The 24,487-nt window shown below is 68.0% G+C and carries 26 protein-coding genes; 6 read left to right on the forward strand and 20 right to left on the reverse strand.

All coding sequences use genetic code 11. The features are described 5' to 3' along the window. Positions 1-63: 63 nt before the first annotated feature. From DVT68_RS18025 to folE, 7 genes are all read right to left on the reverse strand, one after another. Positions 64-570, reverse strand: a complete 507-nt coding sequence (locus DVT68_RS18025) for a DUF1993 domain-containing protein (protein WP_114826586.1) — start codon at positions 568-570, stop codon at positions 64-66. Beyond that, complete coding sequence (locus DVT68_RS18030) at positions 567-1,916, reverse strand: TCR/Tet family MFS transporter (RefSeq protein ID WP_114826587.1); 1,350 nt, start codon at positions 1,914-1,916, stop codon at positions 567-569. The genes DVT68_RS18025 and DVT68_RS18030 overlap by 4 nt, the downstream gene beginning before the upstream one ends. 465 nt (positions 1,917-2,381) lie before the next feature. Then, positions 2,382-2,714 carry an EF-hand domain-containing protein gene (locus DVT68_RS18035; protein ID WP_114826588.1) on the reverse strand — a complete coding sequence of 111 codons (333 nt, stop codon included), beginning with the start codon at positions 2,712-2,714 and terminating at the stop codon, positions 2,382-2,384. Continuing rightward, positions 2,714-5,506 (reverse strand): AAA family ATPase, encoded by a 2,793-nt coding sequence (locus tag DVT68_RS18040; RefSeq protein WP_114826589.1) that lies wholly within the window; start codon positions 5,504-5,506, stop codon positions 2,714-2,716. Before DVT68_RS18040 ends, DVT68_RS18035 begins: the two co-directional genes overlap by 1 nt. Next, on the reverse strand, positions 5,499-6,230 hold the full coding sequence (locus tag DVT68_RS18045) for a hypothetical protein (RefSeq protein ID WP_114826590.1): 732 nt from the start codon (positions 6,228-6,230) through the stop codon (positions 5,499-5,501). Before DVT68_RS18045 ends, DVT68_RS18040 begins: the two co-directional genes overlap by 8 nt. Beyond that, positions 6,223-7,518, reverse strand: coding sequence for a hypothetical protein (locus DVT68_RS18050; RefSeq protein WP_114826591.1), 1,296 nt, complete (start codon positions 7,516-7,518; stop codon positions 6,223-6,225). The genes DVT68_RS18045 and DVT68_RS18050 overlap by 8 nt, the downstream gene beginning before the upstream one ends. A gap of 13 nt (positions 7,519-7,531) precedes the next feature. Further along, entirely contained in the window at positions 7,532-8,137 is a 606-nt protein-coding gene (gene folE, locus DVT68_RS18055; RefSeq protein WP_114826592.1) for a GTP cyclohydrolase I FolE, read from the reverse strand. A gap of 159 nt (positions 8,138-8,296) precedes the next feature. On the opposite strand from folE, the gene DVT68_RS18060 reads away from it, so the two are divergent. After that, on the forward strand, positions 8,297-9,157 hold the full coding sequence (locus tag DVT68_RS18060; protein ID WP_114826593.1) for an energy transducer TonB: 861 nt from the start codon (positions 8,297-8,299) through the stop codon (positions 9,155-9,157). A gap of 9 nt (positions 9,158-9,166) precedes the next feature. Here the strand turns inward: DVT68_RS18060 and DVT68_RS18065 are convergent, their stop codons facing one another. From DVT68_RS18065 to DVT68_RS20585, 3 genes are all read right to left on the reverse strand, one after another. Continuing rightward, positions 9,167-10,018, reverse strand: coding sequence for a methyltransferase domain-containing protein (locus DVT68_RS18065; protein WP_158543543.1), 852 nt, complete (start codon positions 10,016-10,018; stop codon positions 9,167-9,169). Positions 10,019-10,091: 73 nt separating this feature from the next. Then, positions 10,092-10,895 carry a hypothetical protein gene (locus DVT68_RS18070; protein WP_114826595.1) on the reverse strand — a complete coding sequence of 268 codons (804 nt, stop codon included), beginning with the start codon at positions 10,893-10,895 and terminating at the stop codon, positions 10,092-10,094. Next, positions 10,892-11,167: a hypothetical protein gene (locus tag DVT68_RS20585; RefSeq protein ID WP_199536137.1), complete on the reverse strand. Its 276-nt coding sequence runs from the start codon at positions 11,165-11,167 to the stop codon at positions 10,892-10,894. Before DVT68_RS20585 ends, DVT68_RS18070 begins: the two co-directional genes overlap by 4 nt. On the opposite strand from DVT68_RS20585, the gene DVT68_RS18075 reads away from it, so the two are divergent. Further along, the gene (locus DVT68_RS18075; protein ID WP_199536138.1) at positions 11,166-11,465 is read left to right on the forward strand and encodes a hypothetical protein; all 300 of its coding nucleotides are present in this window, start codon (positions 11,166-11,168) and stop codon (positions 11,463-11,465) included. The two genes, DVT68_RS20585 and DVT68_RS18075, sit on opposite strands and share 2 nt — an antisense overlap. 22 nt (positions 11,466-11,487) lie before the next feature. Here the strand turns inward: DVT68_RS18075 and DVT68_RS18080 are convergent, their stop codons facing one another. The 6 genes from DVT68_RS18080 to DVT68_RS18105 form a co-directional block, all read right to left on the reverse strand. After that, positions 11,488-12,936, reverse strand: a complete 1,449-nt coding sequence (locus tag DVT68_RS18080; protein ID WP_114826597.1) for a DNA recombination protein RmuC — start codon at positions 12,934-12,936, stop codon at positions 11,488-11,490. Between the two features lie 197 nt (positions 12,937-13,133). Continuing rightward, positions 13,134-14,345, reverse strand: coding sequence for a DUF2252 domain-containing protein (locus DVT68_RS18085; RefSeq protein ID WP_114826598.1), 1,212 nt, complete (start codon positions 14,343-14,345; stop codon positions 13,134-13,136). Between the two features lie 31 nt (positions 14,346-14,376). Further along, complete coding sequence (locus DVT68_RS18090; RefSeq protein ID WP_114826599.1) at positions 14,377-15,552, reverse strand: class I SAM-dependent rRNA methyltransferase; 1,176 nt, start codon at positions 15,550-15,552, stop codon at positions 14,377-14,379. A 51-nt stretch (positions 15,553-15,603) separates the two neighbouring features. After that, a complete protein-coding gene (locus DVT68_RS18095) occupies positions 15,604-16,038 on the reverse strand; it encodes a hypothetical protein (protein ID WP_114826600.1) in 435 nt (144 codons plus the stop codon). Positions 16,039-16,469: 431 nt separating this feature from the next. Continuing rightward, positions 16,470-17,414 (reverse strand): serine/threonine protein kinase, encoded by a 945-nt coding sequence (locus tag DVT68_RS18100; RefSeq protein ID WP_114826601.1) that lies wholly within the window; start codon positions 17,412-17,414, stop codon positions 16,470-16,472. Continuing rightward, complete coding sequence (locus DVT68_RS18105; protein WP_114826602.1) at positions 17,411-17,851, reverse strand: hotdog fold thioesterase; 441 nt, start codon at positions 17,849-17,851, stop codon at positions 17,411-17,413. The genes DVT68_RS18100 and DVT68_RS18105 overlap by 4 nt, the downstream gene beginning before the upstream one ends. Before the next feature lie 56 nt (positions 17,852-17,907). Between DVT68_RS18105 and DVT68_RS18110 the strand changes: the two genes are divergently transcribed. Further along, entirely contained in the window at positions 17,908-18,987 is a 1,080-nt protein-coding gene (locus DVT68_RS18110) for a 2Fe-2S iron-sulfur cluster-binding protein (protein WP_114826603.1), read from the forward strand. 59 nt (positions 18,988-19,046) lie between these two features. Here the strand turns inward: DVT68_RS18110 and DVT68_RS18115 are convergent, their stop codons facing one another. The 3 genes from DVT68_RS18115 to DVT68_RS18125 all read right to left on the reverse strand — a co-directional run bounded on the left by DVT68_RS18115 (position 19,047) and on the right by DVT68_RS18125 (position 20,572). Then, positions 19,047-19,490: a rhodanese-like domain-containing protein gene (locus DVT68_RS18115; protein ID WP_114826604.1), complete on the reverse strand. Its 444-nt coding sequence runs from the start codon at positions 19,488-19,490 to the stop codon at positions 19,047-19,049. 133 nt (positions 19,491-19,623) lie between these two features. Next, positions 19,624-20,037, reverse strand: coding sequence for a hypothetical protein (locus DVT68_RS18120; RefSeq protein WP_114826605.1), 414 nt, complete (start codon positions 20,035-20,037; stop codon positions 19,624-19,626). A 52-nt stretch (positions 20,038-20,089) separates the two neighbouring features. Then, complete coding sequence (locus DVT68_RS18125) at positions 20,090-20,572, reverse strand: YiiD C-terminal domain-containing protein (protein WP_114826606.1); 483 nt, start codon at positions 20,570-20,572, stop codon at positions 20,090-20,092. 104 nt (positions 20,573-20,676) lie between these two features. On the opposite strand from DVT68_RS18125, the gene DVT68_RS18130 reads away from it, so the two are divergent. The 3 genes from DVT68_RS18130 (at position 20,677) to DVT68_RS18140 (ending at position 23,890) form a co-directional block, all read left to right on the forward strand. Next, positions 20,677-21,453, forward strand: coding sequence for a uroporphyrinogen-III synthase (locus tag DVT68_RS18130; RefSeq protein ID WP_114826607.1), 777 nt, complete (start codon positions 20,677-20,679; stop codon positions 21,451-21,453). 86 nt (positions 21,454-21,539) lie between these two features. Beyond that, the gene (locus DVT68_RS18135; protein WP_114826643.1) at positions 21,540-22,637 is read left to right on the forward strand and encodes a uroporphyrinogen-III C-methyltransferase; all 1,098 of its coding nucleotides are present in this window, start codon (positions 21,540-21,542) and stop codon (positions 22,635-22,637) included. After that, positions 22,634-23,890 (forward strand): heme biosynthesis HemY N-terminal domain-containing protein, encoded by a 1,257-nt coding sequence (locus DVT68_RS18140; protein WP_114826608.1) that lies wholly within the window; start codon positions 22,634-22,636, stop codon positions 23,888-23,890. The genes DVT68_RS18135 and DVT68_RS18140 overlap by 4 nt, the downstream gene beginning before the upstream one ends. Positions 23,891-23,896: 6 nt before the next feature. Here the strand turns inward: DVT68_RS18140 and DVT68_RS18145 are convergent, their stop codons facing one another. Then, entirely contained in the window at positions 23,897-24,475 is a 579-nt protein-coding gene (locus DVT68_RS18145; protein ID WP_114826609.1) for an FUSC family protein, read from the reverse strand. Between the last annotated feature and the right edge of the window lie 12 nt (positions 24,476-24,487).

Below are 24,487 nucleotides of genomic sequence, written 5' to 3' on the forward strand. Positions count from 1 at the left end.
CAGCGAGTCTGTGGTTCAACCAGAGGCCCTGGACCCCAGCTCGCGCCGGGATGGCGAGGGCGATCAGGGTTTGCCGAGGAAATCGGCCTTGCCCAGCTCGGCGCCGGCCTCACGCAGGATCGCGTAGGCAGTGGTGCAGTGGAAGAACAGGTTGGGGATCACGTAGTGCAGCAGGTAACCCTGGCCTTCGAACTGCTGTTCGCCGCTGCGCGTCTTGATGGTGACCGTGCGCGTCTCGCTGCCGTCGATCTGGTCCGCCTTGAAGTGCTTGATGTATTCGACGGCGCGGTCGATGCGCGCGTGCAGCTCGGCGAAGGTGGACTCGTTGTCCTCGAACTTCAGCGGCTCCACGCCGGCCAGACGGGCGCAGCCGTTCTTGGCCATGTCGGTGGCGATCTGCACCTGGCGGGTGAGCGGCAACATGTCGGGCGTCAGCCGTGCCTGCAGCAGCAGGGCCGCGTCGTACTTGCGCGCCTCCGCGTGCGCCTCGCCCTTGCGCAGCACGTGCTGCAGGTTGTGCAGGGCACGCAGGAAGACGGGGGCGGAGGATTGGTACATCGACAAGCTCATGGGGAATGCTCCGAATGTTCAGGGGGAGTGACATTGCCTTGCAGCGGAACCACCGAGGAAAGCTCGGCGGTCACCGCCACGTCGGCGGATTCGTCGGTACGGGCCAGATCGTGCGTATGGCGCGTGACGCGCACCGCGATCATGGTGCCGATGGCCAGCAGCACGGCCGCCAGCACGAAGGCCAGGCCGGGCAGGTGATAGGGCGAAGCCGGGGAAATCGAGAACGAGAACACCTGGGCGAACAGGAACGGCCCGAAAATTCCCGCGAAACTGGCCAGACTGGTGATGGCGCCCTGCAGGCGCCCCTGCTCGCCGGGATCGACCTGATGCGTCATCAGCGACTGAATCGGTGGCTGCGAAAGCCCCCACAAGGCCATCAGCGGCACACCCAGCAGGAACACGGCGCCGCTGCCGGCCAGGCCCATCACCAGGAACGCGCCGATACCGCACAGCATGCCACCCAGCATCAGGCGGCGTTCGCCCAGCTTGGGCGCCAGCCGGCGGGTGAGCACCGCCTGCACGAAGCCGTCGCAGCCACCCACCAGCATCAGCACGTAACCCACCGCTTGCGGGCCCCAGTTGTAGCGGTAGTCGGCGTACAGCACGAAGGTGGTCTGCAGCACGTAGTGGGCCAGATAGACCAGGAACATCACGATCGCCAGTCCCAGCACCAGCGGGTAGCGGCGCAGCAGGGCCAGCGAGCCGAGAGGATGGGCGCTGTGCATCTCGAAGCGCGGCGTACGGCGCTCCTTGGGCAGCGACTCGGGCAGCACGAACAGCCCGTACAGGAAATTGCAGGCCGCCAGCCCCGCCGCCACCCAGAATGGCAGGCGCAGGTCGTAATGGCCCAGGAAACCACCCACGCCCGGGCCGATGATGAAGCCCAGGCCGAACGCGCTGCCGAGGATGCCGTAGGCGGCCGCGCGCTTCTCCTTGGGGGTGATGTCGGCGATGTAGGCGTTGGCCGTGGTGAAGCTGGCGGCGGTCATGCCCAGCAGTACGCGGGCCACGAACAGCAGCCACAGCGTAGGCGCCAGGGCCAGCAGCACAAAATTGATCGCCAGCCCCGCGTTGGAAATGAGGATGACGGGACGACGTCCGTAGTGGTCGGACAGGGCGCCCTGAACCGGCGAAAACACGAACTGTACGAAGGCGAACACCGTGGCGAATACGCCGACCCACCACGCAGCATTGGAAATGCCACCACCCGCCAGCTGCTCGACTAGGTGAGGCAGCACCGGGATCACGATGCCGAACCCCAGCATGTCCAGCACCACGGTGATGTAGATCAGCACGATCGCTGCGCGGCGGCGGGGCTGGAAATCGGTGGCGGCTGGCTGGTCCATGGATGTCGCAGGCAGTGAAGCACGCACCATAGCCGATTGCGTGTGACGGTGTGTGTGCGGTGCGGTAAGGGGTAGGGTCGGTGCCTGCTAGGCGCTTGGCGTTTTGGAACTTGCGCCATGCCTTCCTGTTCGTCATCCCAGCGAAAGCTTGGATCCAGTGCCTTTTGCTCTTTGATTCAGCGCCGCCGGCGGCATCTCGACTTCCAAAGAACGGAGTTTCCGAGGGGCACGGCGCGGGGCTTGATCGCCGTGCGGGCCGGATCCTGCGGGTACGCACCCACTGGACGCAGAGCAAAGTCACTGGATGACTCGCTTCGCTCGCCCCTTCGGGGCCGCCCTGCGGGCGTTCTACGCGCTTCGCGCTCCGTCCAGCTTTTGCTGGGATGACGAGTGGAAGAGTGCGCGGCAATCTGAATCCTCGCTTTCGCTGGAATGGAGAGCTGAGACCCAAAAGGCCAAATACCCTCACCCCTGCGGCGGCTGCGTCAGCTCCCGCGCATCCAGATACCCGTCATGATTGCGGTCCAGCTTGTGGAACTGCCGTCGCAGATTGTCCTGGTACTGCTTGAGCGTGATCGGTTTGCCATGGCCGCCAGGCAATTCATCCGACTCGAGCACGCCGTCGCCATTGAGGTCGAGGCGGTAGAAGCCTTCGCTCATGTGCGCGACGTATTCGGCCTCGCTGACGCGACCGTCGCCGTCGGTGTCGAACTCGCGCAGATATTCCTCGGGCGTGCTCTGGGCGCGGGCCCAGAGCGGCAGCAGGAGCAGGGCGGCGAGGGCGGCCCTGCGCGCCATCACGCCGCCTCGGTGCGCCGGCGCAGCACCGCCAGTGGCTGCGCCCAGGTGGCCCCGGGGCGGCGCTTGCTGGTGACCAGAGTGAGGTCGCTGGGCTGGAACACGTTGATGTTGTGCGTGGCTGGGGTGGTCAGAATGTACTGCGCGCGCGTGGACTTGAGGAAGGCGCCAACCTTGTCAATGTTGAAGATGTCCAGGTGCGCAAACGGTTCGTCGATGAACACGAAGCCACCGGGCCGATCTTCGTCGCGCATCAGCGCCACCAGCAGCAGCAGCGACTTCATCACCTGCTGGCCGCCCGAGGCTTCGCCGTCGTCCATGCCGATCCAGCCCTTCTTGTCGAACTCGAAGCGCACGTTGAGGCCGGCCTGGGCCAATGCCAGGTCCTCGTTGGACAGCTCCGGCAGTTCCACTTCCACGCCGATGCCGGCGAGATCCGCCAGAGTCTTCAGGTTGCGTGCGTAGCGCTTGACCGTATTGCGCAGCACGTTGAGATAGGCGGCGCGCGCTTCATGCGTGATGCGCGCCGCGCGCTCCAGGTGCACGCGACGGCGCTGCAGGTCCTGCTTCAGGCCATCGTGGTCGTTGGCAAACTTGTCGCGCAATGGCAGCACGCCATCGTCGGTTTCCCAGTGGCCTTCGTTGAGGCGGCGCTCGATGCGCTCGATCTCGCGGCGCACGGCGGCGGGCGATTCGTAGCGCTCGCGCAGCTCGGCCATGGCGCGACCACTGCGGTGGGCCGGACGCACGTGGTTGCGCTTGTGGCGGAACGCCTTGAGGCGGTCGATCTGTTCGTTGCGAAACTGGTTGTACTGGCGCGCACTGTCGGCCAGCTGCTGCTGGGCCTGGCGGTGATCGCGCGCCTCGTTGTCGCGCTGGCGGGAGTTCTGCTGGCGCTTCTCGCGCACGGCTTCGTAGTGGGCTTCCGCCGCGGAGTAGCTGTCGGCGCAGCGCTGCACGTCGTCCTGCAAGGCGGCCTGGGCCTCATGCGCTTCGGCGAATTCGTCGGCACGATCGGCGAGCTGGCCGCTGGCGTTGGCGCCACGCAGCAGGCTCTCGGCATCACCGGCCTGCTGCTGCCACTGCTTGCGCTGTTCGGCGATCGTGCGTAGTTGCTGTTCGATCGACTGCAGGCGCGTCTCGCCTTCGCGCAACTGCCGCTCGCGCGCCGCGCTGCCGAAGTAGACATCGTCCACGCCGAGGTGGCGGCCGCCGCGACGTTCGCGGAAATAGCCCTGCGGGGTGATCCAGTCCTGGTCCTTGCCCAGCTTGGCGCCGTCGGCCACGTCCTCGACACGCCGTATGCGGTCGAGCTGGCGCAGCAGCCATTCCGGTGCGTCGGCGGTGAAATCGACCACCTCCAGCAGCGAGCCGCGGGTCGGCGCCATCGTCGGCGCGCGCTCGGCTACCACGAAGTGCTTGTAACGATGCTGCTCGCCCAGGCGCCAGGCGGCCTCGCGATCGCGAGGGTGATCGAGCAGCACGACATGGCGATAACCGGCCAGCACCGCTTCCACCGCCGCCTGCCAGCGCGGCTCGGTGATCTCCACGATCTCGCTCAGCATGCTATGGCCGATGCCGGCGTCATCCAGCGCGCGGCGGAACGACTGTTCGAATTCCGGCGTATAGCGCTGACCGCGCCGCCACGCGCCCAACTGGGCGGTGAGCGTGCTCAGCTGCTCGCGCAAGCGGGCTTCCTCGTTCTGCAGGCGACCAAGCTGGCTGCGCGCCTCGACCAGCTGCTTGCCCTGCTTTTCGTGGTCGGCGCCGTCCTGCTCGGCGACCAGCTTGCGCAGGTGCTGCTCCTGCTTGAGCAAGGTGGCGTTTTCGGTTTCGGCGCGGCGGGCCTCGTCCAGCTGTTGCTTGGCCTGCTGGCGCGCCTGGTCGGCGGCGTGCTGCTCGCCGCGCAGCGATTCCTCGCAGGCGTCCAGCGACTGCAACTGCAGCTGCAGTTCCACGTCGCGTGCCGAGAGATCGCGACACTTGCGCTTCAGGCCCAGCAGTTGCGGGCGGGCGCCGCGGATCGCGGCATGCAACTCGGAAAGCTCGGTGCGCGGCAGCGTCTCGGCGACCAGGTCGGCGTGCTCGTGCTTGAGCGCGTCCCACTCCTGCCACGAGCGCACGCGGCCTTCGGCCTCCTGCAGGCTCACGCCGATCAGCGAGAGCTGGTGCTCCAGTCCGTGCAGCTCGCGATCGGCTTCGGCCTGTTCGTTGCGCGCGCGCTGGTAGTCCTCCAGCACGCTCTTGTCGCCGAACACGTCGAACACCAGGTCCAGCAGCGCCTTCGGCGGCATCTGGCATAGCTTGTCGGTCGCGCCCTGTTCCAGCGTCAGCACGCGGCGAATCGCCTGCGACAGGCCGGCGCCCTCGAGGCGCACGCGGTATTCGCGCAGCCCCAGCCAGTCGTTGCGCGCCTCAATCTCGTCCACGCTGACGTCGCCGCCGAGCACGGCGTACTGGCGCTGCCATTCGCCGCCCTTCTTCTGGATGCGCACGGCCAGCGTGACTTCGCTGTCCATGATCGGGAAGAACGGACGCTCGCCGCGCGGCCCCGGCGGGTTGCCCACGCGGGCGCGCAGCCATGCGAAAGGCTTGCCGTTGTGGCGCAGGTAGCTCTTGTAGTCGCGGTTTCCGGCACAGTCGATGGTGAGCAGGGTGCGCAGCGCGTCGAGCAGGGTGGTCTTGCCCGAGCCGTTGGGGCCGACCACGGTGACGATGTTGGTATCTAGCGGCAGGCTGAAGCGCTGCCAGTAGTCCCAGTGGATGACTTCGAGGCTGCGGAAATCAAACATCGTGGGTCACTTCGCTGTCTTCGCTGATGTCATTCACGTCACCGTCGCGATCGTCGTACAGCGGCTCGTCGTTGTCGTTCACGTCGTCGCGCGGCGTGAGGCTGGCCAGCAGGTCGCCCAGCGCGCCGTCGAGGATGCGCCGTGCGGTGCGCTCGTAATCGAACACCAGGTCGAGCAACGGACCTTCGGCCAGCTCGCCCTTGCGGCGCACGATGAAGCCGTGGCGGCTGAGCACGCCGAGATTGAAGTTCACGCGCGTCTTGCCGCCCAGCTTGTCGCCGAAGTCGGCGAGCAGGGTGCGTTCGGCCACCACCGGCGACAGCGATGGATCGCGCGAGATCGGCTTGGCCTCGGCGAACATCTGCGTCTGCGAGGCATCGGCCTCTGCTTGCTGGCGCTCCAGCTGGCGCTGGCGCTTGGGCAGCACGATCAGCGCCCACAGCACCACCAGCAGCGCGACCGCGTCACGGTCCAGCTGCAGCGTGTTGGAGATCCAGCTGTCGCTGCCGCCGAACACCTGGCGCTCGGCGCTGCGGGTGACGGCCACGCCGATATAGGCGGAGTAGGGGTGCTCGCGCAGCTCCAGGCCCACCGCGGCAAGGCGACGGTCGAGTTCTTCGCGAAAGGCTTCGTCGAGCAGCGCCTTGCGTGCCTGCGTGTCGTCGCGCGGCAGCCAGCGCTGCGACAGCAGGCGCGCGATCAGCGCGGCGATGTCGTCATGCATCGGTGGGTTCCTTGGGATGCAGGCGGCCCGCGCTTACCAGCGCGATCGCCGCCAGGCCCGGGTCGACCAGGCGGGGTTCAATTTCCAGCTTCAACGGCAGCCGCGCGAGATCGGCGGTCGGCCCCTGCAGCGCGGATGATTCAGGGTCGCCGAGCAGGCCGAGCAGCGACAGGCGATAGGCGCTCAGCGCGTAGTCGTCGCCGCGCAAGGCGTCGGTGAGTTCGAACGGCTGTGTCACCGCCGCCAGCACGCCGTGCCAGTCGAGCAACGGCGAGAGGTCTTCTTCGTCGATCGGCAGGTCGTGCGTGGTGGGCGTCGCTTCCGCGCTGGGCAGCTCGGTGCTTTCGGCGGCGACGCGCTCGCGCTCGAGCAGTTCGTACTCGGCCACATCGAGCGCGATCTGGTCCTGCACGAAGGGCGGTTGGATCGGCAGCCGATGCGCCTCGTCGGCGTACTGGGTCAGCGCATCCGGCGTGAGCGAGCGCAGCCAGGCCACCAGGTCGGAGGAGGACAAGCCGGTGCGGCCCAGGTGCACGCGGTGCTGGTCAATCTTGTTGAGCTCGCGCTGGAACACGCCGGCCTGGCGCAGCAACGCGCTCTGCGCGCGACCAACGGCCTGGGCGAGACGATGCTTGGCCGAGTCCAGCTCGTCACTATCGGCGATCGCGCGCACCACCTCGGTGCCTTTCTCCACCCAGGTCCACACCGAATCCAGGCGCGCGGCGGCGCGACGGATGCGGTGCTCGGAGCCGGACAGCACCGCGCGGTCGAAGTCTTCCTTCAGTTCGGACAGGCGCGACAGCAGGTGGCCGAGTTCGTCTGCGGAAATGCGCCCCACTGCCTGGCCGGCGGCGAGCTGCGCGGTGAGGTAGCCCAGGCCGTCCTCGTCGTCGCGCTCGAATTCCAGCAGGGTGGATACCGCGGCCAGCGCCTTGCGGCCCAGCGGGCTGATCCGGTAGCGCAGCGTCTCGCTATCCCAGCTCAGCAGCTCGTGTTCCTTCAGGCGCTGCACCACGGTTTCCAGCTTGACCGGCTCGACGAAGGCGAGCTGGTCGCGGATCTCGGCAGGCGTCCACTCCGGCGCATGCGCGCGCGCGCCCAGCGTGCGCAGCACCAGCAGGCGCAGCAGCACCTGGGCCTCGCCACCGTGGAACAGGGCGCTGAAGGCGCGCAGCAGCCCGCGGCCACGCAGCAGCGGAAATACCGCCGGCAGGTCCTCGGCCGTGATGCCCTCGCGCAGTACGTCCTGCAGACGCTCGTCGGCGTCCGCGCTATCGATCGGCAACATCAAACGCGCTGGCTCAACGGTGGTTGCCGCCGCGGATACCGATGAACTGCAGGAATTCCGAACGCGTGCGCGCGTCGTCGCGGAACGCGCCGAGCATCTGGCTGGTGATCATCGACACGCCGCGCTTGTGCACGCCGCGCGTGGTCATGCATTCATGGCTCGCATCGATCACCACGGCCACGCCGGCCGGATGCAGGTTCTCCTGGATGCACTGCGCGATCTGCGCGGTGAGCTTTTCCTGCACCTGGAAGCGGCGAGCGTAGGCGTCGACCACGCGGGCAAGCTTGCTGATGCCCACCACGCGGTTGGTCGGCAGGTAGCCGACGTGGGCTCGACCGATGATCGGCGCCATGTGGTGCTCGCAGTGGCTTTCGAACTCGATGTCGCGCAGCACGACCATCTCGTCGTACCCGGCCACTTCCTCGAAGGTGCGACGCAGGTATTCGCCGGGATCGACCTGATAGCCGGAGAACCAGTCCCGGTAGGCCTTCACCACGCGCTTGGGCGTATCGAGCAGACCTTCGCGGCTCGGATCCTCACCCGACCAGCGCAGCAGGACGCGCACGGCCTCCTCGGCCTGTTCGCGGGTGACTTCGGTCGACTCGTTGCGCTCGGTCATGCGGGTTCCTTCGGGTACGGCTCTTCGGACGCGCCAGTGTAACGCCACCGCCGGGTTTTAGGCCTCGCCGGCGTCGTCGGCCCTTGGCTATCAAAGGGTTGTAGGGCGCTCGGCGCAGACCCTAGACTCTCGAACGCCATTCGGGGGAGAGGCGTCAACATGAAGCAGGGGATAGCCATCGGGTTCTGCCTGCTGCTGGGTTGCGCTTCCGCGACCGCCCACGCCGGCGCCAATGACGTACGCAAGACTGCCGAGGCCACCATGTTGGTCACCGGCACCGTGCAAGCGAACCCGGACGGGACGGTGAATGGCTATTCCCTGGACCAGTCGGACAAGCTCCCCGCATCGGTCGTTGAGGCGATCAATCGCGACATGGCGCACTGGACGCTGACGTTCGACGGAAAGCCAGCCAGTGTGATCACCAGCAAGATGAGCGTGCGTGTGGTCGCCGAACCCATCGACGACAAGAGCTTCCGCATCGTCATCGCGGGCGAGTCGTTTGGCGACTACGACAACCGATCGAGAACCACGCTGACCTACAAGGCCCGCCCCGCTCCGTCCTACCCACGGGAAGCCATCAACTGGGGGGTGTCGGGCACTGCCTACCTGTTGATTCGCGTGGGTCGCGACGGCAAGGTGCAAGAGCTGGTTGCCGAGCAGGTGAACCTCGACCAGTATGGCGCGGAACACGACATGGACCGCTTCCGCAAGATGCTGGCCGATGCAGCGCTGAGAGCCGCCAAAACGTGGACGTTCAACGCGCCTACGGAGGGCAAGGACGCCAATGCCCCGTACTGGGACGTTCGCGTACCGGTCGTTTATGACCTGGGGACATACGGCGGTCCCAAGGCGCATAAAGGCTACGGCAGCTGGGACGTGTACATCCCGGGACCGCGTCAGAATGCGCCCTGGGTGAAGGACCAGGCGCTGCTCACTGGCGCTCCCGATGCCTTGCCTGATGGCGCCCTGCAGATGATGGGATCGGGGCCGCGATTGACCTCGCCGCCCAGTGGCGGCTGACGCTCATGTTCAGGCGTTGCAGGCTTTGAACACGGTGATGCGGTCGGACCCCGGCTGACAGGACGGCACCAGCCACGGCTCGGCGGCAACGATGTCCGTGCACGGACCGAAAGTGGCCAGACGGATTTCGCGATGACTGGCTTCCTGCTTCAGGCGATCCAGTACCTGGCGCAGGATGCCGCCGGTGAACGGCGTATACAGATAGAACAGGTTGCCGCGCGACAGGTCGGCTTCGCGCGCGTCCTGCGCCATGAAACGGACTTGGTCGAGCTGCAGCGACGCCGCGCTGCGACGGGCGCCCTCGACATACGCCGTCTCGCGCTCGATGCCGATGCAGTGCGCCCCGGTGCAGATGGACACCAGCAGCGGCACGTGGCCGAGTCCCGAGCCGAGGTCGACCAGCACGTCCCGGTCGCTGATGGCGGCGCGATCGATCAGGTCGAGCACATGGCGCGCCGGCGTGGGCTGGTAGAACACCATGTCCGCGTCCAGTGAGGCGATGTCGTCGGTCGGTTCCTCGAAGGCCAGCACGTCACTGACCAGTGCATCGAGGTGATCGTAGCCGTCGGCCACCGGCGACTGGCCCGGTGTGGTCCAGCCATGCAGAACCTGTGAGCCCGCGCCTTGCTTGATCGCTTGCCGAATCGCTTCGCACAGACGTTGTTGGACGGTCGAGAGCCTGGCATGCAGCGCCTGTGCGCGCTGGCGCAGTGGGCCGTCGCAGGCGCGAGCGTCGGAGACGTGCAGCAGCAGGTCTTCAAGCCGGTCGAGCGCGTGGACGCGTTCGCGCAGGCGCTCCGGCTGCTCCAGCGTGTGGTCCTGCTCAAGTTCGCGGATCAGGGTGTGCAAGGGATCCGTCATGGCGGCTCCGTGGTCGTGCATGGCTGATCCGAAGGATGCTGCCACACGCCGTCCTGCCGTTCTTTGAACGAAGTCAGCGCGGATCGGGAACAAAATGCCCCGGGAATGGATCAGGCCGCGACGGGACGGGCGGATACGACCCCGGGATGACACCCTGGGCGATCAGGCGCTCACGCGTGTCGTAATACAGCGTGACCACGTCGTCTGGCGTGTCCGAGGCTCGCTGGAAGGCGGTGTAAGTGACCACCGAACCCTCGCGCTGGCCGTGTCCGGTGCCGATCGGTCCGCCCTGATAGGGCATCACCCTGGCGATCGATGAGTTGCCCGCCATCGGCATGCCGGGCGCCGGCGTGACGATCGGCGCCGCTGGCGTCGTCGCCTCTTCTGCGGCCCGTGCCGGGGCCTGCGCCATTGGCATGGGTCGTATGAGCGGGCGAGCGCGGAAGATCGCCATGCCGATCACCCCCACGTTGTCGGGTCGTCCGGTGCGCGCGGCATAACTGCGCGAGGCATCGGCGAAGACGAAATCCGCCACTTCCGACAGGCTCTTGCGCCAGCCGAGGATCTCGCCCATGGCGAACGGATTGAGCACGTAGCCGGTCTGCGACCAGTCGGCAGTATCGCCCGACAGCACATTCACGCCATCCACCGAGAGCACGCCCAGCACGCGGGCGCCCTCCTGATTGCGCAGCTCGATCTGGTAGCGATGTCCGGGCTGGCCGGCGACGTAGTAGCGGCCGTCGTAGCGATAGACCGGCAGCTCCTGCTGCGCGGTGCGGTCATACACGGTGAGATCGACCAGGCGGCCGACTGCGTGGGCCTGGAAGCTGCTGGCCAACGCAGCCAGTAGCACAAGGACGAGGGCTGAAGATTTCATGTGACCACTCCGGCACGCATCGCCAGCCGATGCATGGGATGTAACGTCAGCGGGAGCCTCGTGGGGTTGGTCGGACTCAAGTCCGGGCGAAGGCTGCCGACAATCTGGCGATCCCCCCCCTGTGTCAGGCCCCGCATGAACGTCAACCTCGGTACGACCACGTCCAGCATCCCCGTGACTATCGCCGGGACCACGTCGAGCAGCCCGTCGACCACGTCATCGTCCGCCTCGTCGTCCACGGCGAAGCGCGCGTCGGCGTCGGGCGCAGGCATGGTCGGCGCCGCCGGGGGCAGCACTTCGAGCAGCTCCAGCAGCAGCGAGACCACGATCGAGGCGCTGCAGCGTCAGATCGCGCAGTTGCAGAAGCAGCTCGCGCAGGAGCAGCAGCAACTGCAGAAGGCCCAGAACAGCAAGGGCCAAAGTCAGGTGGACACGGCCACCGTGGCCGGGCTGCAGGCGCAGATGGCGACCACCTCGAGTGCGCTGGCCACTGCCAGCAGCGAGCTGGCGACCGCCCTGCTGGCCGAGGGCAGCAGCACCACCGGCAGCCTGGTCAGCACCTCGGCCTGATGGCCGGCGGGCGACGGGGAGTTCAGACCTCCACGTCGTCTTCGCTGCCGTCCTCGAGCGCCGGCAGGTTGTCCCCCAGCAACTGCCGGGCCTCGTCGCCGGACAGCGTCTCCACCCCGCGCAGCTTGCGCTCGATGGCGCGGGTGCGCACGCTGGCCTGGTCGATCACGTTGCTGGCCTCGCTGAGCTTCTTGCGGGTCTTCTCCAGCACCATGCCGAACTTGCCGAACTCGGTCTTCACCGCGCCAAGCAGGGTCCACACCTCGCTGCTGCGCTTTGCGATGGCCAGCGTGCGGAAACCCATCTGCAGGCTGTTGAGCAAGGCGGTGAGCGTGGTGGGCCCCGCCACGGTGACGTGGTGCTCGCGCTGCAGCGTCTCGAACAGGCCCGGGCGGCGGATCACTTCGGCGTACAGGCCCTCGGTGGGCAGGAACAGCACGGCGAAGTCGGTGGTGTGCGGCGGCGCCACGTACTTGCTGCGGATACGCTTGGCTTCCTCGCGCACGCGCACTTCCAGCGCGCGGCCGGCCTGCGCGGCCGCGTCGGCATCGGCGGCTTCCTGGGCATCGAGCAGGCGCTGGTAGTCCTCCACCGGGAACTTGGCGTCGATCGGCAGGTACAGCGCGGCGTCGTCAGCCGGACCGGGCATGCGCACGGCGAATTCCACACGCTCGCTGCTGCCGGGAATGGTGGCGACGTTGGCGTCGTACTGGTCGGTGGTGAGCAACTGCTCGAGCAGCGCGCCGAGCTGCACTTCGCCGAGGATGCCGCGGGTCTTCACGTTGGTGAGCACGCGCTTGAGGTCGCCCACGCCGGCGGCGAGGTTCTGCATTTCACCCAAGCCGCGCTGCACCTGCTCCAGGCGCTCGGAGACCAGCGCGAAGGACTGGCCCAGGCGCGTCTCCAGCGTGGTCTGCAGTTTCTCGTCCACGGTCGCGCGCATCTGTTCCAGCTTGGCGGCGTTGTCGTCCTGGATCGCCTTGAGCTTGGTCTCCAGCGTGGCGCGCACTTCGTTGAGGCGCTTCTCGTTGTCGGCGGTGAGCGCCGCCAGGCGCTGCTGCTGTTGTTCGCCGAAACGGCTGAGGCTGAGCGTGAGTTCCTCGCGACTGTGGCGGGCGTCTTCGGTGAGGCGTTGCGCCAACGCCTGCAGGCCAGCGTCGGTGCGTTCGGTGAGCACGTCCAGGCGCTGGCCGAAGTGGCCGATGCGTTCTTGCTGCTGCGTGCTCATGCCGCCCAGCTGTTCCTGCACCAGCGTGCGGAATTGCGACAGCGTCTGGCTGATCTCGCCGCGGCCGGCGCGCTGTTCCTGCGCCAGCGCCTCACGCAGGTGGCGGTTGTCGTCCTTGAGCGCGTCCAGGCGCGCGGTCAGGCTGCCGTCGTCGCGATGGCGCATCAGCGCCAGCACCTGCAAGGCGAGCAGGACCAGCACCGCGAGGACGAGCACGATCAACAGGGTTTCGGTCAAGGACATAAGGGCACCCGGGTTTACTGGGCGCCAAGTGTACGCGTTGCGGTCTCATAAGCTGGGAATGGAGCGGAGGCCTCCAACAAACTGTCATTCCTGCGGAAGCAGGAATCCAGTGCCTTTGTCGGCGCGTAGAGCGACGTCACTGGATCCCCGCTTTCGCGGGGATGACGGGCTGAGAAGGTGGGGCACTCGCGAGCTCCCTAGGCCGTTTCGACCTTGAATGCGCCCTTGTCGTACGCCTTGCCATAGGCCTTCCAGTCACGACGCGTGCGGTCGGCGCACTCCACCGCCAGCTCGCGCAGCTGCCAGGGCCAGCGGCTCTTTTCGCCGAAGCGGATCAGTTCGTCGGCCGTGGCCGAGCCTTCCCGGCCGCTGCTGCGTAGCTGGGCCCAGGCGGTGAGTCTGCCCATGACCGCCAGAACGCACTCCAGGCGTTCGAGCTTGCCGTCCCAGTGGGCCAGCGCCACGCGGTCCTCGGTGGGCTGCAGGCCGCGCAGCACGAAGCTCTTGCGGCCCATGGTCACGGCTCGCAGGAAGGCCTGCGAAATCGCCTGCATGCGCTGCTGCACGCCCACCACGCGGGCCGCCTCGTTGGCCCATTCGGGCTGTTCAACGTCGAGGTGTGGTATCAGCGAAGAGGGCATCGCCTGCTTGAGGTCGAGGAAATAATTGCCGTCGGGCGAACCCTTGCCCTCGACCAGGATGGAATAGCGGTCCACGCCAAGGCTGCCGGTGCCGGCGATGCGGCGCGCCACGTCGAGCACTCTGTAAAAGCCCGGGTCGGCTTCGTGGGCGCAGATCTTTCCGATCAGTTCGGTGACCTTGTCGCGCTGCTTGTCCGTCACCGGCAGCGCACGCTTGCCGTCGAGCCGTATCACGCGGTGCTTGCCCTTGCGCTCGGTGCGGCCGTCCAGGAAGTGCGGGCGGAGTCGTCCACGCAGTCCGTTCAGCAGGTCACCCACAAGGCCTTCAGCGGTTTCACGCTCGATCCAGCGCGCCTTGCCGTGGCGCAGCGCTTCGGCATAGGCATCGAGGTAGCTGCTGACGAGATGGTCGGCCTGTTCGCGCTTGAGCTTGAGGCTGCCGGCGGCCAGGTGGATGCTGGTCAGCAGGCGGATCACTTCCCAGCTGCACGGCGCCAGCGCGGCCTCGTCGAAATCGTTGAGGTCGAAATAGACCTGCCGGTTGTCGCCCTTGTAGCTGCCGAAGTTCTCCAGGTGCAGGTCGCCGCACACCCAGGTCAGCGGCGCCTTGGCGAACACTTTTGCCTGCGGCAGCCGCGCGTAGAAAAGGTGGCAGGCGCCGCGCAGGAACACGAACGGATCCGTGCGCATGGCGGTGTACTTGCGCGCGAGGCGTTCGGGTTCGCGGCCGGCGTTGAAGTCACGGATGGTTTCGACGACATCGAGCATGACCCACCTCCTCCGGCAGCGAACAATCAGGCTACATCACGCGGCAGAACACCGCTTTCAGGTAGCGCCCCTCGGCCACATCGCTGCGGAACGGATGGTCCGCGCCCGCGCCCGCCACGTGCAGCACCTGGATCTCGCGACCGGCGTTGAGCGCCACGCGGCGCAGCATCTCCAGGAAATCCGCCTCGCTGACCAGCCCCGTGCATGAGCAGGTCAGCAGCAGGCCGCCCGGCGGGATCACGTCCAGCGCCAGGCGGTTCATCGCGAAGTATTTCTTCAGCGCATCGACCACCTTGTTGCGGTCGCGGGTGAGCTTGGCCGGATCGAGGATCACCGCGTCGTACTGCTCGCCGCGCGCGATGGCGTTGCGCAGCCAGTCGAAGATGTCGGCCGCCTCGAACGCCACCGGCACGTCATTGGCGGCGGCATTGGCGCGGGCGATTTCCAGGATGCCCGGATCCATGTCCACGCCGGTGGCAGAGGCGGCTCCCGCCGCGAGCGCGTGCACGGCGAAGCCGCCGGCGTTGCAGCACAGGTCGAGCACGCGGCGACCCTTGGCCAGGCGCGCGAAGTGATGGCGGTTTTCGCGCTGGTCGGCGAAGAAGCCGGTCTTGTGGCCGTAGCCCGGCGCAGCATGGAAGCGCAGGCCGTGTTCGTGCACCTCCACCGGCTCGGGCGCCTCGGCCGAGCGGCAGTCGAACGATTCCTGCTTCTGCACGTGGTTCTCGGCAAACCAGTACAGGCGCGCATCGGGAAAATGTCGCTTGAGCGCGGCGTGGATGGCGTCGCGGAAGCGCCACATGCCGGCGGCGAAATACTCGATCACCAGGATGTCGGCGTAGCGGTCCACCACCAGGCCGGACATCCCGTCGCCCTCGCTGTGCACCACGCGCCAGGCGTCACTCACGCGGTCGAGCTGCAGCAGCTCCTGGCGCAGTGCGATGGCGCGGTCGATGCGGGCGGCGATCCACTCGGCGTCGATGCTCTCGGCCGGGTCGCTCGTGAGCAGGCGCAGCGCGATGCGCGCATGGCCGTTCCAGAAGCCTCGGCCGACGAAGCGGCCCTTGGCGTCCTCCACGTCGACCACGCTGCCAGGGGGCAGGCGGCCTTCGGGCTTGTGGACCTGGGCGGACCACACCCAGGGGTGGCCGGGGGCGCGGTCGGTCTTGAGGCGGATGACGGGGAGGGAGGGGGGGAGGGTACTCATCCGCCCATTGTACCGGCCCGGGCCTCCCGACGAGGGGCGCCTACAGGGGGCTTAGCGAATCCGCAGCGCCAGCCATGACAGCAGCGCCAACAGATTGATGCCCAGGCGCGACGCCGACGGGCCCGCCACGGCCAGCACGAAGCCCCAACTGCCGAAGTGCCAGTCAATCGACAGCTGCATCGGCAGGTGCACGGTGGCGTACACATTCACGTAGCCGCCGGTGTAGAGCGCGTAGCTGAGGATGGGCGTGGCGATCAGCGGCAGCTGCAGCAACTGCGCCCAGCTGGAGAGCGACACGCCGCGCTCGCTGCCTTCGATCAACAGCACGCCCGCCACCAGCACGAAGGTGTAGAGCACCAGTCCAATCACCGCGACCAGCGAGTCGTGCGTGCCGAACGGCAGCAGGCGCTGCAGCATATGGACCATGCCCATGAAGCCGCCGGCCACTTCGAGGATGCCGATCAATCGGAAGAGGAAATTGCGCACGTGCCGGTCCCCGGGTCGAAAGCCGCGAGCTTAAGGCAACACTGAGCAAGTATCACCGTCGCCATGATGTCTGGAGGGCCCGCCGGGTGTGTCGTGCGGCGCGGGGAAGTCTGGCCATCTTGCCAAGCCGTGCGGCGCAGCCGGCGGGCCCTCCAGACATCACCCCGTCACTTTGAATTCCATACGTTGGGGCCCGCCCTGTCTGTCCGCACGCCTTCGGTCCGCTGGTTCGACAGACAGCCAGTCTGCCTTCACCAACGGCCCTGTGCCGTGCGAACAGACAGGGTGGGTGGCGACGGCGATACTTGCTCAGTGTCGCCTTAACGGATCAATGCGTCGTTGTTGCCGGGCCCCGTTGGCGTTTCTTTGGGGGCCGTACAGTCACGTGATGCGCGACAGGAGCGCTGGATCGTCCCGCACAGATTGCGCTCCTACAGGAGCTCCTCGGCCAGCTCGTGCAGGTCCGCGATGTGCTGCTCCCACCAGCGTGGCTCGGCCACGAATGGGAAGGCGGCGGGGAAGGCCGGGTCGTTCCAGCGGGCGGCTATCCAGCCGGCGTAGTGCAGCTGGCGCATGGCGCGCAGCGCCGGGACCAGGGCCAGCTCGGTGAAGTCGAACTCGCGCATCTGCTGATAGCCGTCGAGCAGGGCCTGCATGCCGGCATCGTCGTTGGCCAGCATCCACAGGTCCTGCACCGCCGGGCCCATGCGCGCGTCGTCCAGGTCGACGAAGTGCGGGCCGCCGTCGGTCCACAGCACGTTGCCCGGATGGCAGTCGCCATGCAGGCGCAACTGGCGCACCGGTCCGACGGCCCCCAGCCGTGCGTCGACGGCGGCATCCACGCGTTCGGCGGCGATACGGTAGGCGTCGCGCTGCGACGGCGGCAGCAGCGTCGACTCCAGCACGCTGAGCATCGGCCGCTCGATCAGCGTGGCGCGATCGATCCGGCCGCGATGCTCGAACGGTCGGCGCGCGCCGACGCTGTGGATGCGCGCGATCAGGCGGCCCAGCCATTCGAGCTGTTCGGTCGACTCCAGCGAGGGCGCGCGGCCCCCGCGGCGAGGGGTCAGTGCGTAGCGGAAGCCGTCGTGGTGCAGCAGGGTGCGCCCGCCGAACACCAGCGGGGCGACCACCGGGATCTCGTCGGCGGCCAGCTCCTGCGCAAAGGCGTGTTCCTCGAGGATGGCCGCGTCGCTCCAGCGGTGCGGACGGTAGAACTTGGCGATCACCGGCGGGGCGTCCTCGATGCCCACCTGCCACACGCGGTTTTCGTAGCTGTTGAGCGCGAGCAGACGTCCATCCGGCCATAGCCCGCAGGCGGTGACCGCGTTGAGCACACGGTCGGGGTCGAGCGTGGCGTAGGGCTCGAAACTCAACGCGGCGCCACCACGCGGGACGGAATCACCGCCATGGTGATGCGCGAGATGCACACCAGCTCGCCGGCTTCGGTCTCGATGCGGATCTCCCACACCTGGGTGGTGCGCCCGATGTGCAGCATACGGGCGGTGCCGGTCACCGTGCCGCTGCGCACGCCGCGGATGTGGTTGGCATTGATGTCCAGGCCCACCGGCACTTCATGCGCCGGGTCCAGGGTGAGCATCGCCGCCATGCTGCCCAGGGTTTCGGCCAGCACCACCGAGGCGCCGCCGTGCAGCAGGCCGAAGGGCTGGTGGGTGCGGTGGTCGACGGGCATGGTGCCGCGCAGCCAGTCCTCACCGATCTCGGTGAAGCGAATGCCCAGGGTTTCCATCATGGTGTTGGCGCTCGAGGCGTTGATCCGCTCGAGCGAGGGGTCCTGCTTCCAGATGGCCATAGGTTGAATCTCCGGGGACGGACCCGCATTGTCGTTCGACTGCCGTCGCCGCGACAATGCGCCCTGTGCCAACCGTCACCATCCAATCCACTGGCCGCCGCTTTGCCGCGGGGCCCGGCGAAACCGTGCTGGAAGCCGCCCAGCGCGCCGGCATCGCGCTGCCGTATTCCTGTCGTGCGGGCGTCTGTGGCAGCTGCAAGGCCACGCTGATCGAAGGGCAGTGCCTCTACCCGCGCAATCCGCCGGTGGCGCTGAGCGGCGCCTCGCCGTCGCAGCATGCGATTTTGCTGTGCCAGGCGGTGCCGGCAGGCGACCTGGTGATCGAGGCGCGCGAGGTCACCTCGGTGGAGGACATCACGCGACGCCAGCTCGACGTGGTGGTGTCGCGCAAGTGGATGCTGGCGCCGGACGTGATCGGCGTGGAGCTGCAACCGGTCGAGGGCCAGGCGCGCCTGCAGTGGTTGCCCGGGCAGTACCTGGACGTGCTGCTCGACGGCGATCGCCGCCGACCGTTCTCCATCGCCAATCACCCCAATCCGGACGGCAGCATCGAACTGCACGTGCGCCAGGTCGCCGGTGGTGGCTTCACCTCATGGGTGGCCGACGCGTTGAAGGTCGGCGATGTGATGCACATCGACGGTCCGCTGGGCACCTTCGTGCCGCGCGAGGATTCGGAGCGGCCGATGGTGTTCATGGCGGGCGGCACCGGCTTTGCGCCGGTCAAGGCGATCGTCGAGCACTTCATCGCGCTGGGCACGCGCCGCCCGATGAGGGTGTACTGGGGCGCGCGTCATGCGGCGGACCTGTACCTGCAGGAACTGGCCGAAGGCTGGCGACACCAGGCGCACGATCTCAGCTTCCACCCGGTGATCTCCGATCCCGAGCAGGCGGCCGAGAGCGGCCTGCGTGCGGGCCTGGTGCATGAGGCGGTGCTGGAGGACCAGCCGGAGCTCGACGGCTACGACGTCTACATGAGCGGTCCGCCGGCGATGATCGACGCCGGACGCCGTTTGTTCGTCGACGCCGGACTGCCGGAAGACCGGCTGTACTACGACTCGTTCGACTATGCGCCCGATGTGCTGGCGCAGATTCTGGCCGGCCGCGCCGGCATCAGAAGGCGAGAAAAGAGTGAATAGAAGCGAGTAGTGAGAGATAAAGCTTCAAATCTCACTACTCACGCCTCTTCCCTGTTTTCCTAGTTCTTGCCCTTGGCGACCGGAAGCTGCGCCTGCTGCCAGGCGAGCACGCCGCCGCCGAGCACGTAGACCTTGGCGAAGCCTGCCTTGACCAGACGCTGGGCGGCCTTGCCGGTGGCGCGGCCATCCTTGTCGATCAGCACGACCGGCACGTCCTTGGCCTTGGCCAGGTCCTTGTGCTCGGGATCGAACTGGCTCATCGCGACGTGGCGGGATCCCGGCACGTGGGCCTTCTCGAAGTCGGCGTAGGCGGAAAGATCGACCATCAGCGGGCCCTCGCGGTTGATCAGCAAGGTCAGGCCGGCCGGGGTCAGCTCCTTGTACTTGCGGAACAGCGTGAGGATCTCCGTCACGATGACCGCCAGCAGCAGGGCGAAGAACAGCGCGACCAGCGCCAGATGGTTGCTGATGAATTCGGGCAGCTTGTGCAGGACATCGCTCATTCGGGGTCTTCCGCAGGCGCGGACAGACCGCGCGGATTGAACAGAACGGGCGATTATACCGAATGACGGCGGCCAGACTTATTCAGTGCCGCCATGGCCCGGGGCCGTGAGCCGCCCCGCCCGGATCAAGGACTTACTGCCGGCTGATGTCCGGGAGGCCGCTGACCAGCCACCAGTGCTTGCCCTCGACGTCGTAATGCCAGGTCTGGTGGTCGGTGATGACGCGTTCGGACTGGGTATTCACGTTGACCAGGTTGATCTGCACGTCCTGGCTTACCTCGAACTCGCCGTGGTGCGTCGGTCCCTTGCCCTCGTCATAACCGCTCACCTTGTACTGCTGGTAGCGGGACATCTCCAGCGGGCTCACCGGATGGGCCTCGCGCACCTTGGGATCGACGAAGGTCGCCGCGCCGTTGTAGTCGCTCCAGCGCACGACGCCGGCATAGGCGTTGAGCGTGTCGGTGAGCGCGTCCTTGCGCTGGTCGGTGGCGCAGCCGCCGAGCAGCAGCATCGAAAGCGTGGCAAGCGGGATCAGGACACGACGCATGAGGCTTCCCCTGTTGGCTAGGCCTGCATTGTGCCCAAGCGCCGCCGCGTTTTCATACGGCGTCGGGCGAACGCCGCTTGGCCACGAAGCGGGCCTCCAGCGTGGCTGCCGGCTTGTCGCCGCTGCCCGGGACGTCGCACAGCACCTCGATGCGGGCGCGGCCGCGAGCGTCCAGGGTGGCGAAGAAGGTGTCCCAGCTCGCGCTTTCGGCCAGCCGCGCCTCGCTGAGGAAATCGCCCCACACCGGCTCCAGGTAGCGCACGGTCGACTCGCCCACGAACACGTCGCAGTCGAGGCCGCGCATGCGCAGCTCCAGTTCCACCAGGCCCCAGCCGGTCAGGGTCATCGCGCTGACCAGGCTGCCGCCAAAGGCGCAGCCCTTGTCGTTGACGTTGGGAGACAGCGGCGCGGCGATCGCCAGCCGGTCTTCCTCGGATGCGTGCAACTGCAGGTCCATCGCCTGCGCCAGCGGAATTTCATCGCGCATGAAGGTGACCAGCTTGCGCGCAAGGGTGGATCGTTCGGTCGTGCTCATCGGGGTCGGGCAACATCGGGGGAACGCGTAGTGTACGCACTCGCCGCCCGGAGGCGACCGTCGGGCCGGCGGCCGTTACACTGCCGGCAGCTTTTTGCGGGGCGATGTCACACGTGCCAGCTTCTCCTCCATCGGTCGAATCACCGCTGCACGGTCGGATCGTGGTGATCACGCGCCCCGCCGGCACGGGCTCGTCGATGGCGCGCCAGGTGCGTCGCCGTGGCGGCGTGCCGCTATTGTTGCCGGGCCTGGCGCTGCGCGGCGCTGACGATGCGGCCGGCGCGGCCGAGGCCCTGCGGGCGGCGCTGGACGACGACGTGCTGGTGTTCACCAGTCCGGCCGCCGCGCGCTTCGCCGCCCGGCTGGCGCCGCTGCGGACCGATGCCGTCGTGCTGGCGGTCGGGCTGGGCACGGCGCGCGTGCTGCGGCGCCTGGGCGTGCACGAACCCCTGGCTCCCGAGTCGCGGCAGGACAGCGAGGGGCTGTTGGCGCATCCGGCCCTGGCTCAATTGCACGGCAAGCGGGTGACCCTGGTCGGCGCCCCCGGCGGGCGCGGCGTGCTCGGTGAGGCGCTGGCGATGCGCGCCGCGCGTTTGCACGAGTTGCATGTGTATCGACGCGCGCCGCCACGCTGGCAGCGGCGCCAGCTGGATGCGGTGCGCGCGCTGCCGGTCGACGCCCGCGTGCTGCTGTCCAGCGCCGAAGCGCTGGACAATCTGCGCACGGGATTGCCCGCCGATGCCTTCGCCGCCTTGCGTCGCACGGTGGCGGTGGCGAGCAGCGAGCGACTGGCGCAGGCCGCACGCGCGGCGGGCTTCGAGCACATCGCGCTGGCGGCGTCGGCCGTCGGCGAAGACATGCTGGCCGCGGCTGCGCGCTGAGCGGGAACGCGAAACCTGATCGCCAACGGCCACCTTCACGCGGGCTTGATGCAGGGCCGCCATCGCGGGCTGTTAGCATGGCGCCCATGAGCCAAGACGACTCCACTTCTCCCATGGGCGCGGCGGCCAGTCCTCGCGCGGACTCCACTTCACGTGCCCCGGCGCCGGCGCGCCGCGGCAGCAGCACGCTCGCCGTGGCTTTGCTGTTTTCGCTCGCCGCGCTGGGTGGCGCCGGCTACATCGGCTGGCGCCAGTGGCAACAGGAACAGGGCAATGCGGCCGGCAGCGCCGTGCTTGATGGCCTCAGGGTGCGCGTGGATACCCTCGAGAGCGCGGCGACGGCCAGCAACAGCGAACGCAACCTGCTGCGCCAGCGCCTGGGCGATGCCGATCAGGTCAATCGCTCGCTGCGCGAGGAGTTGCTGAGCCAGGCCGAGCGTACGCGCAACCTCGAGGATGCCGTCGCCAAGCTGTCCGAGAAGACGCTTTCCGCGCATGACGCCATGCTGCTGGATGAAACCGAGTCGTTGCTGCGCATGGCCAAGGAACGCTACGAGCTGTTCCACGATGCGCAGGGCGCCTTGACCGCGTATACGCTGGCTGACCAGACGCTCGCGGCGGTGGACGATGGCGCCTTCTCCGGCCTGCGCCAGAGCATCGGCGCCGAACGCGAAGCGCTGGGCAAGAGCCAGCCCGTGGCGATGGATGCCGCGTTGTTGACGCTTACCGCGTTGCGCGCGGGCATGGCGCAGTTGCCGCTCAAGCCGCTGGACACCCCGGCCGCCAACGCGAGCGCGGATGCCTGGTCGCGCATCGCCTCGGCGCTGGACAGCGTGGTGAAGGTACAGCGCACCAACGGCGCCCCCTTGTCCGTGGCCGATGCGCGCTTCGCGCGTGAGCTCGCCTCGATCGACCTGGCCCAAGCGCAGGCCGCGCTGCTGGCCAGTGATCGCGATGCCTACGTGGCCGCGCTCAAGCGCGCCGATGCGGGTATCGCCCACCAATTCGATGGCGCCTCGCCGGCGGTGCAGCAGGCACGCGCGCAACTGGCGACGCTGCTGGCCCAGCCAACCGCCTCGCCGGTGCAACTGGGCTCGGCCCTGAACGAACTTCGCAACCTGCGCGCGGTGCATGCGCTCAAGCCTGCCGGCAGCAGCAGTGCGCCGGCCGGGGTCAAGCCATGAAGCTGTGGCGTTCGATTCTGTTGCTGGTAATCCTCGCGGCGTTGGCCGCTTTCGGCTGGCACTGGGTGGCCGAGGACCCGGGTTACGTGCTGGTGCAGTTGCGTGGCTGGCAGGCCGAGACGACGGTAGTCGCCGCCGTGATCATCCTGCTGGGGGCCTGGGCGGTGATTGGCGCGCTGTGGTTCGCCGTGCGCTGGCCGTTCGGCGCGGTTTCGCGCCGTCATCGCCGGCTCAGCCGCCGCAAGATGGGCGAGGGCCTGCTTGCGCTGATGGAGGGCCGTCACGGTGACGCCGAGCGCGACCTGCATCGCGCCTCGCGCCTGGACATGCTGCGTGGTCCCTCCTTGCTCGCCGCCGCCGAAGCCGCATCGCGCCGTGGTGAGAATGCGCGCGCATTGACCACGCTCGACGAGGCGGCGCAGGTTGCGCCGCGCGCCGCCCGCGTGCTGCGTGCGCGCGTGCTGCGCCGCGAGGGCAAGCCGGCCGAGGCGGTGAACCTGCTGGCGCCGGATGCCGACACTGGCAACCTCACGCCGGGCGGCTGGCGCGAACTGGCGCTGGCGGCGTTGGCCAGCGGCGACCACCGTCGCGCACGGCTGGCGCTGGAGCCGTTGCAGAAGAGCGGCGCGCTCGGCGCACGCGGCTATGCCACGCTGGAGGCGCAGGTGCTGTCCGCTTCGCTGCGCGCCGCGCCGGATCCGGCGGCGCTCAACACGATGTGGTCGCAGCTGCCCAAGGGTCAGCGCCGCGTGCCCGCGGCGATCGACGCGTATGCGCGCCAGTCCGCTTCGTTCGGCATGGTGTTGCCGGCGATGGACGAAGTGGAGTCGGCGCTGCGTCGCGAATGGTCGCCGCTGTTGATCGAAACCTATGGCGCGCTGGGTGGCGACGACATCGAGGCTCGCCTGCGGCGTGCCGAATCATGGCTGGATGCGCATCCCAATGATGCGGCGTTGCTGCTCACGCTGGGTCGCATGTGCGTGCGCCAGCAGCTTTGGGGCAAGGCCGCGCAGTATCTGGAGCGCTCGCTCGCGCTGTCGCCGACCAGCGGAGCGTGGGAATCGCTGGGCGACGTGTACGCTGGACAGAGCGATGCGGCGATGGCGCAGCGTTGCTATCGCAATGCCTTGTCGCTGGCCCGCGGCGAACCGACCCAACCGTTGCCGCAGGGCGCACGCTCGACGCGGCTGGACACGCGGCCAATTGCTGTGGAAGAGCGTAGCGAGCACGGCGTGCCGCGCCTGCCCGAGTAGGCGCGCTCAGTGGTTTGATTCGGCTACGCGTACCCAGCGCGCCTGCAGGCGTTCGGCTACCGCCACCACGAGCAGCGCGCAGATGATGCCCAGCGCCACCTCGCCGATCCGGGTGAGCGCGACCAGCCAGAACGCGCCAGTGTGGGGCACCAGCATCACGATGGTGGTGGTGCTGCCGCTCAGGCGCCCGGCGCTGCCCACGCCGAACAGCCAGCAGGCGGTGATCGCGCATACGATAGCCAGCGCATACGCGCTGTAGTGCTCGCCCCATAGCAGCGCGGCGGCGAGTCCGGCGACGCCGCCGACCAGCGCGCCGATGATCTGGTCGCGCGAAGAGTCGCGCGTGTCCAGGTAGCCCTGCTGGGTCACCGCAATCGCGGTGAGCGCAGCCCAGAACGCCTGTTGCGTGTGCAGCAGCAGGCCCAGTCCATAGGCGGCGCTGGCGGCGACCAGCGCGAGCAGGGCCAGCCACAGTCCCTGCACCAGTCGGTGCGTCCAGGGCAGGCGGCGGTAGATCGCCGACATGCCCTCCTGGGAGATGAGCAGTCGGCGCAGGGTTTCGCGCAGGGACAGAGGCTCGCTCATGCTTGGCTCCGG

Origin of the sequence: Dyella solisilvae (assembly GCF_003351225.1) — a bacterium.
Taxonomy (GTDB): domain Bacteria; phylum Pseudomonadota; class Gammaproteobacteria; order Xanthomonadales; family Rhodanobacteraceae; genus Dyella; species Dyella solisilvae.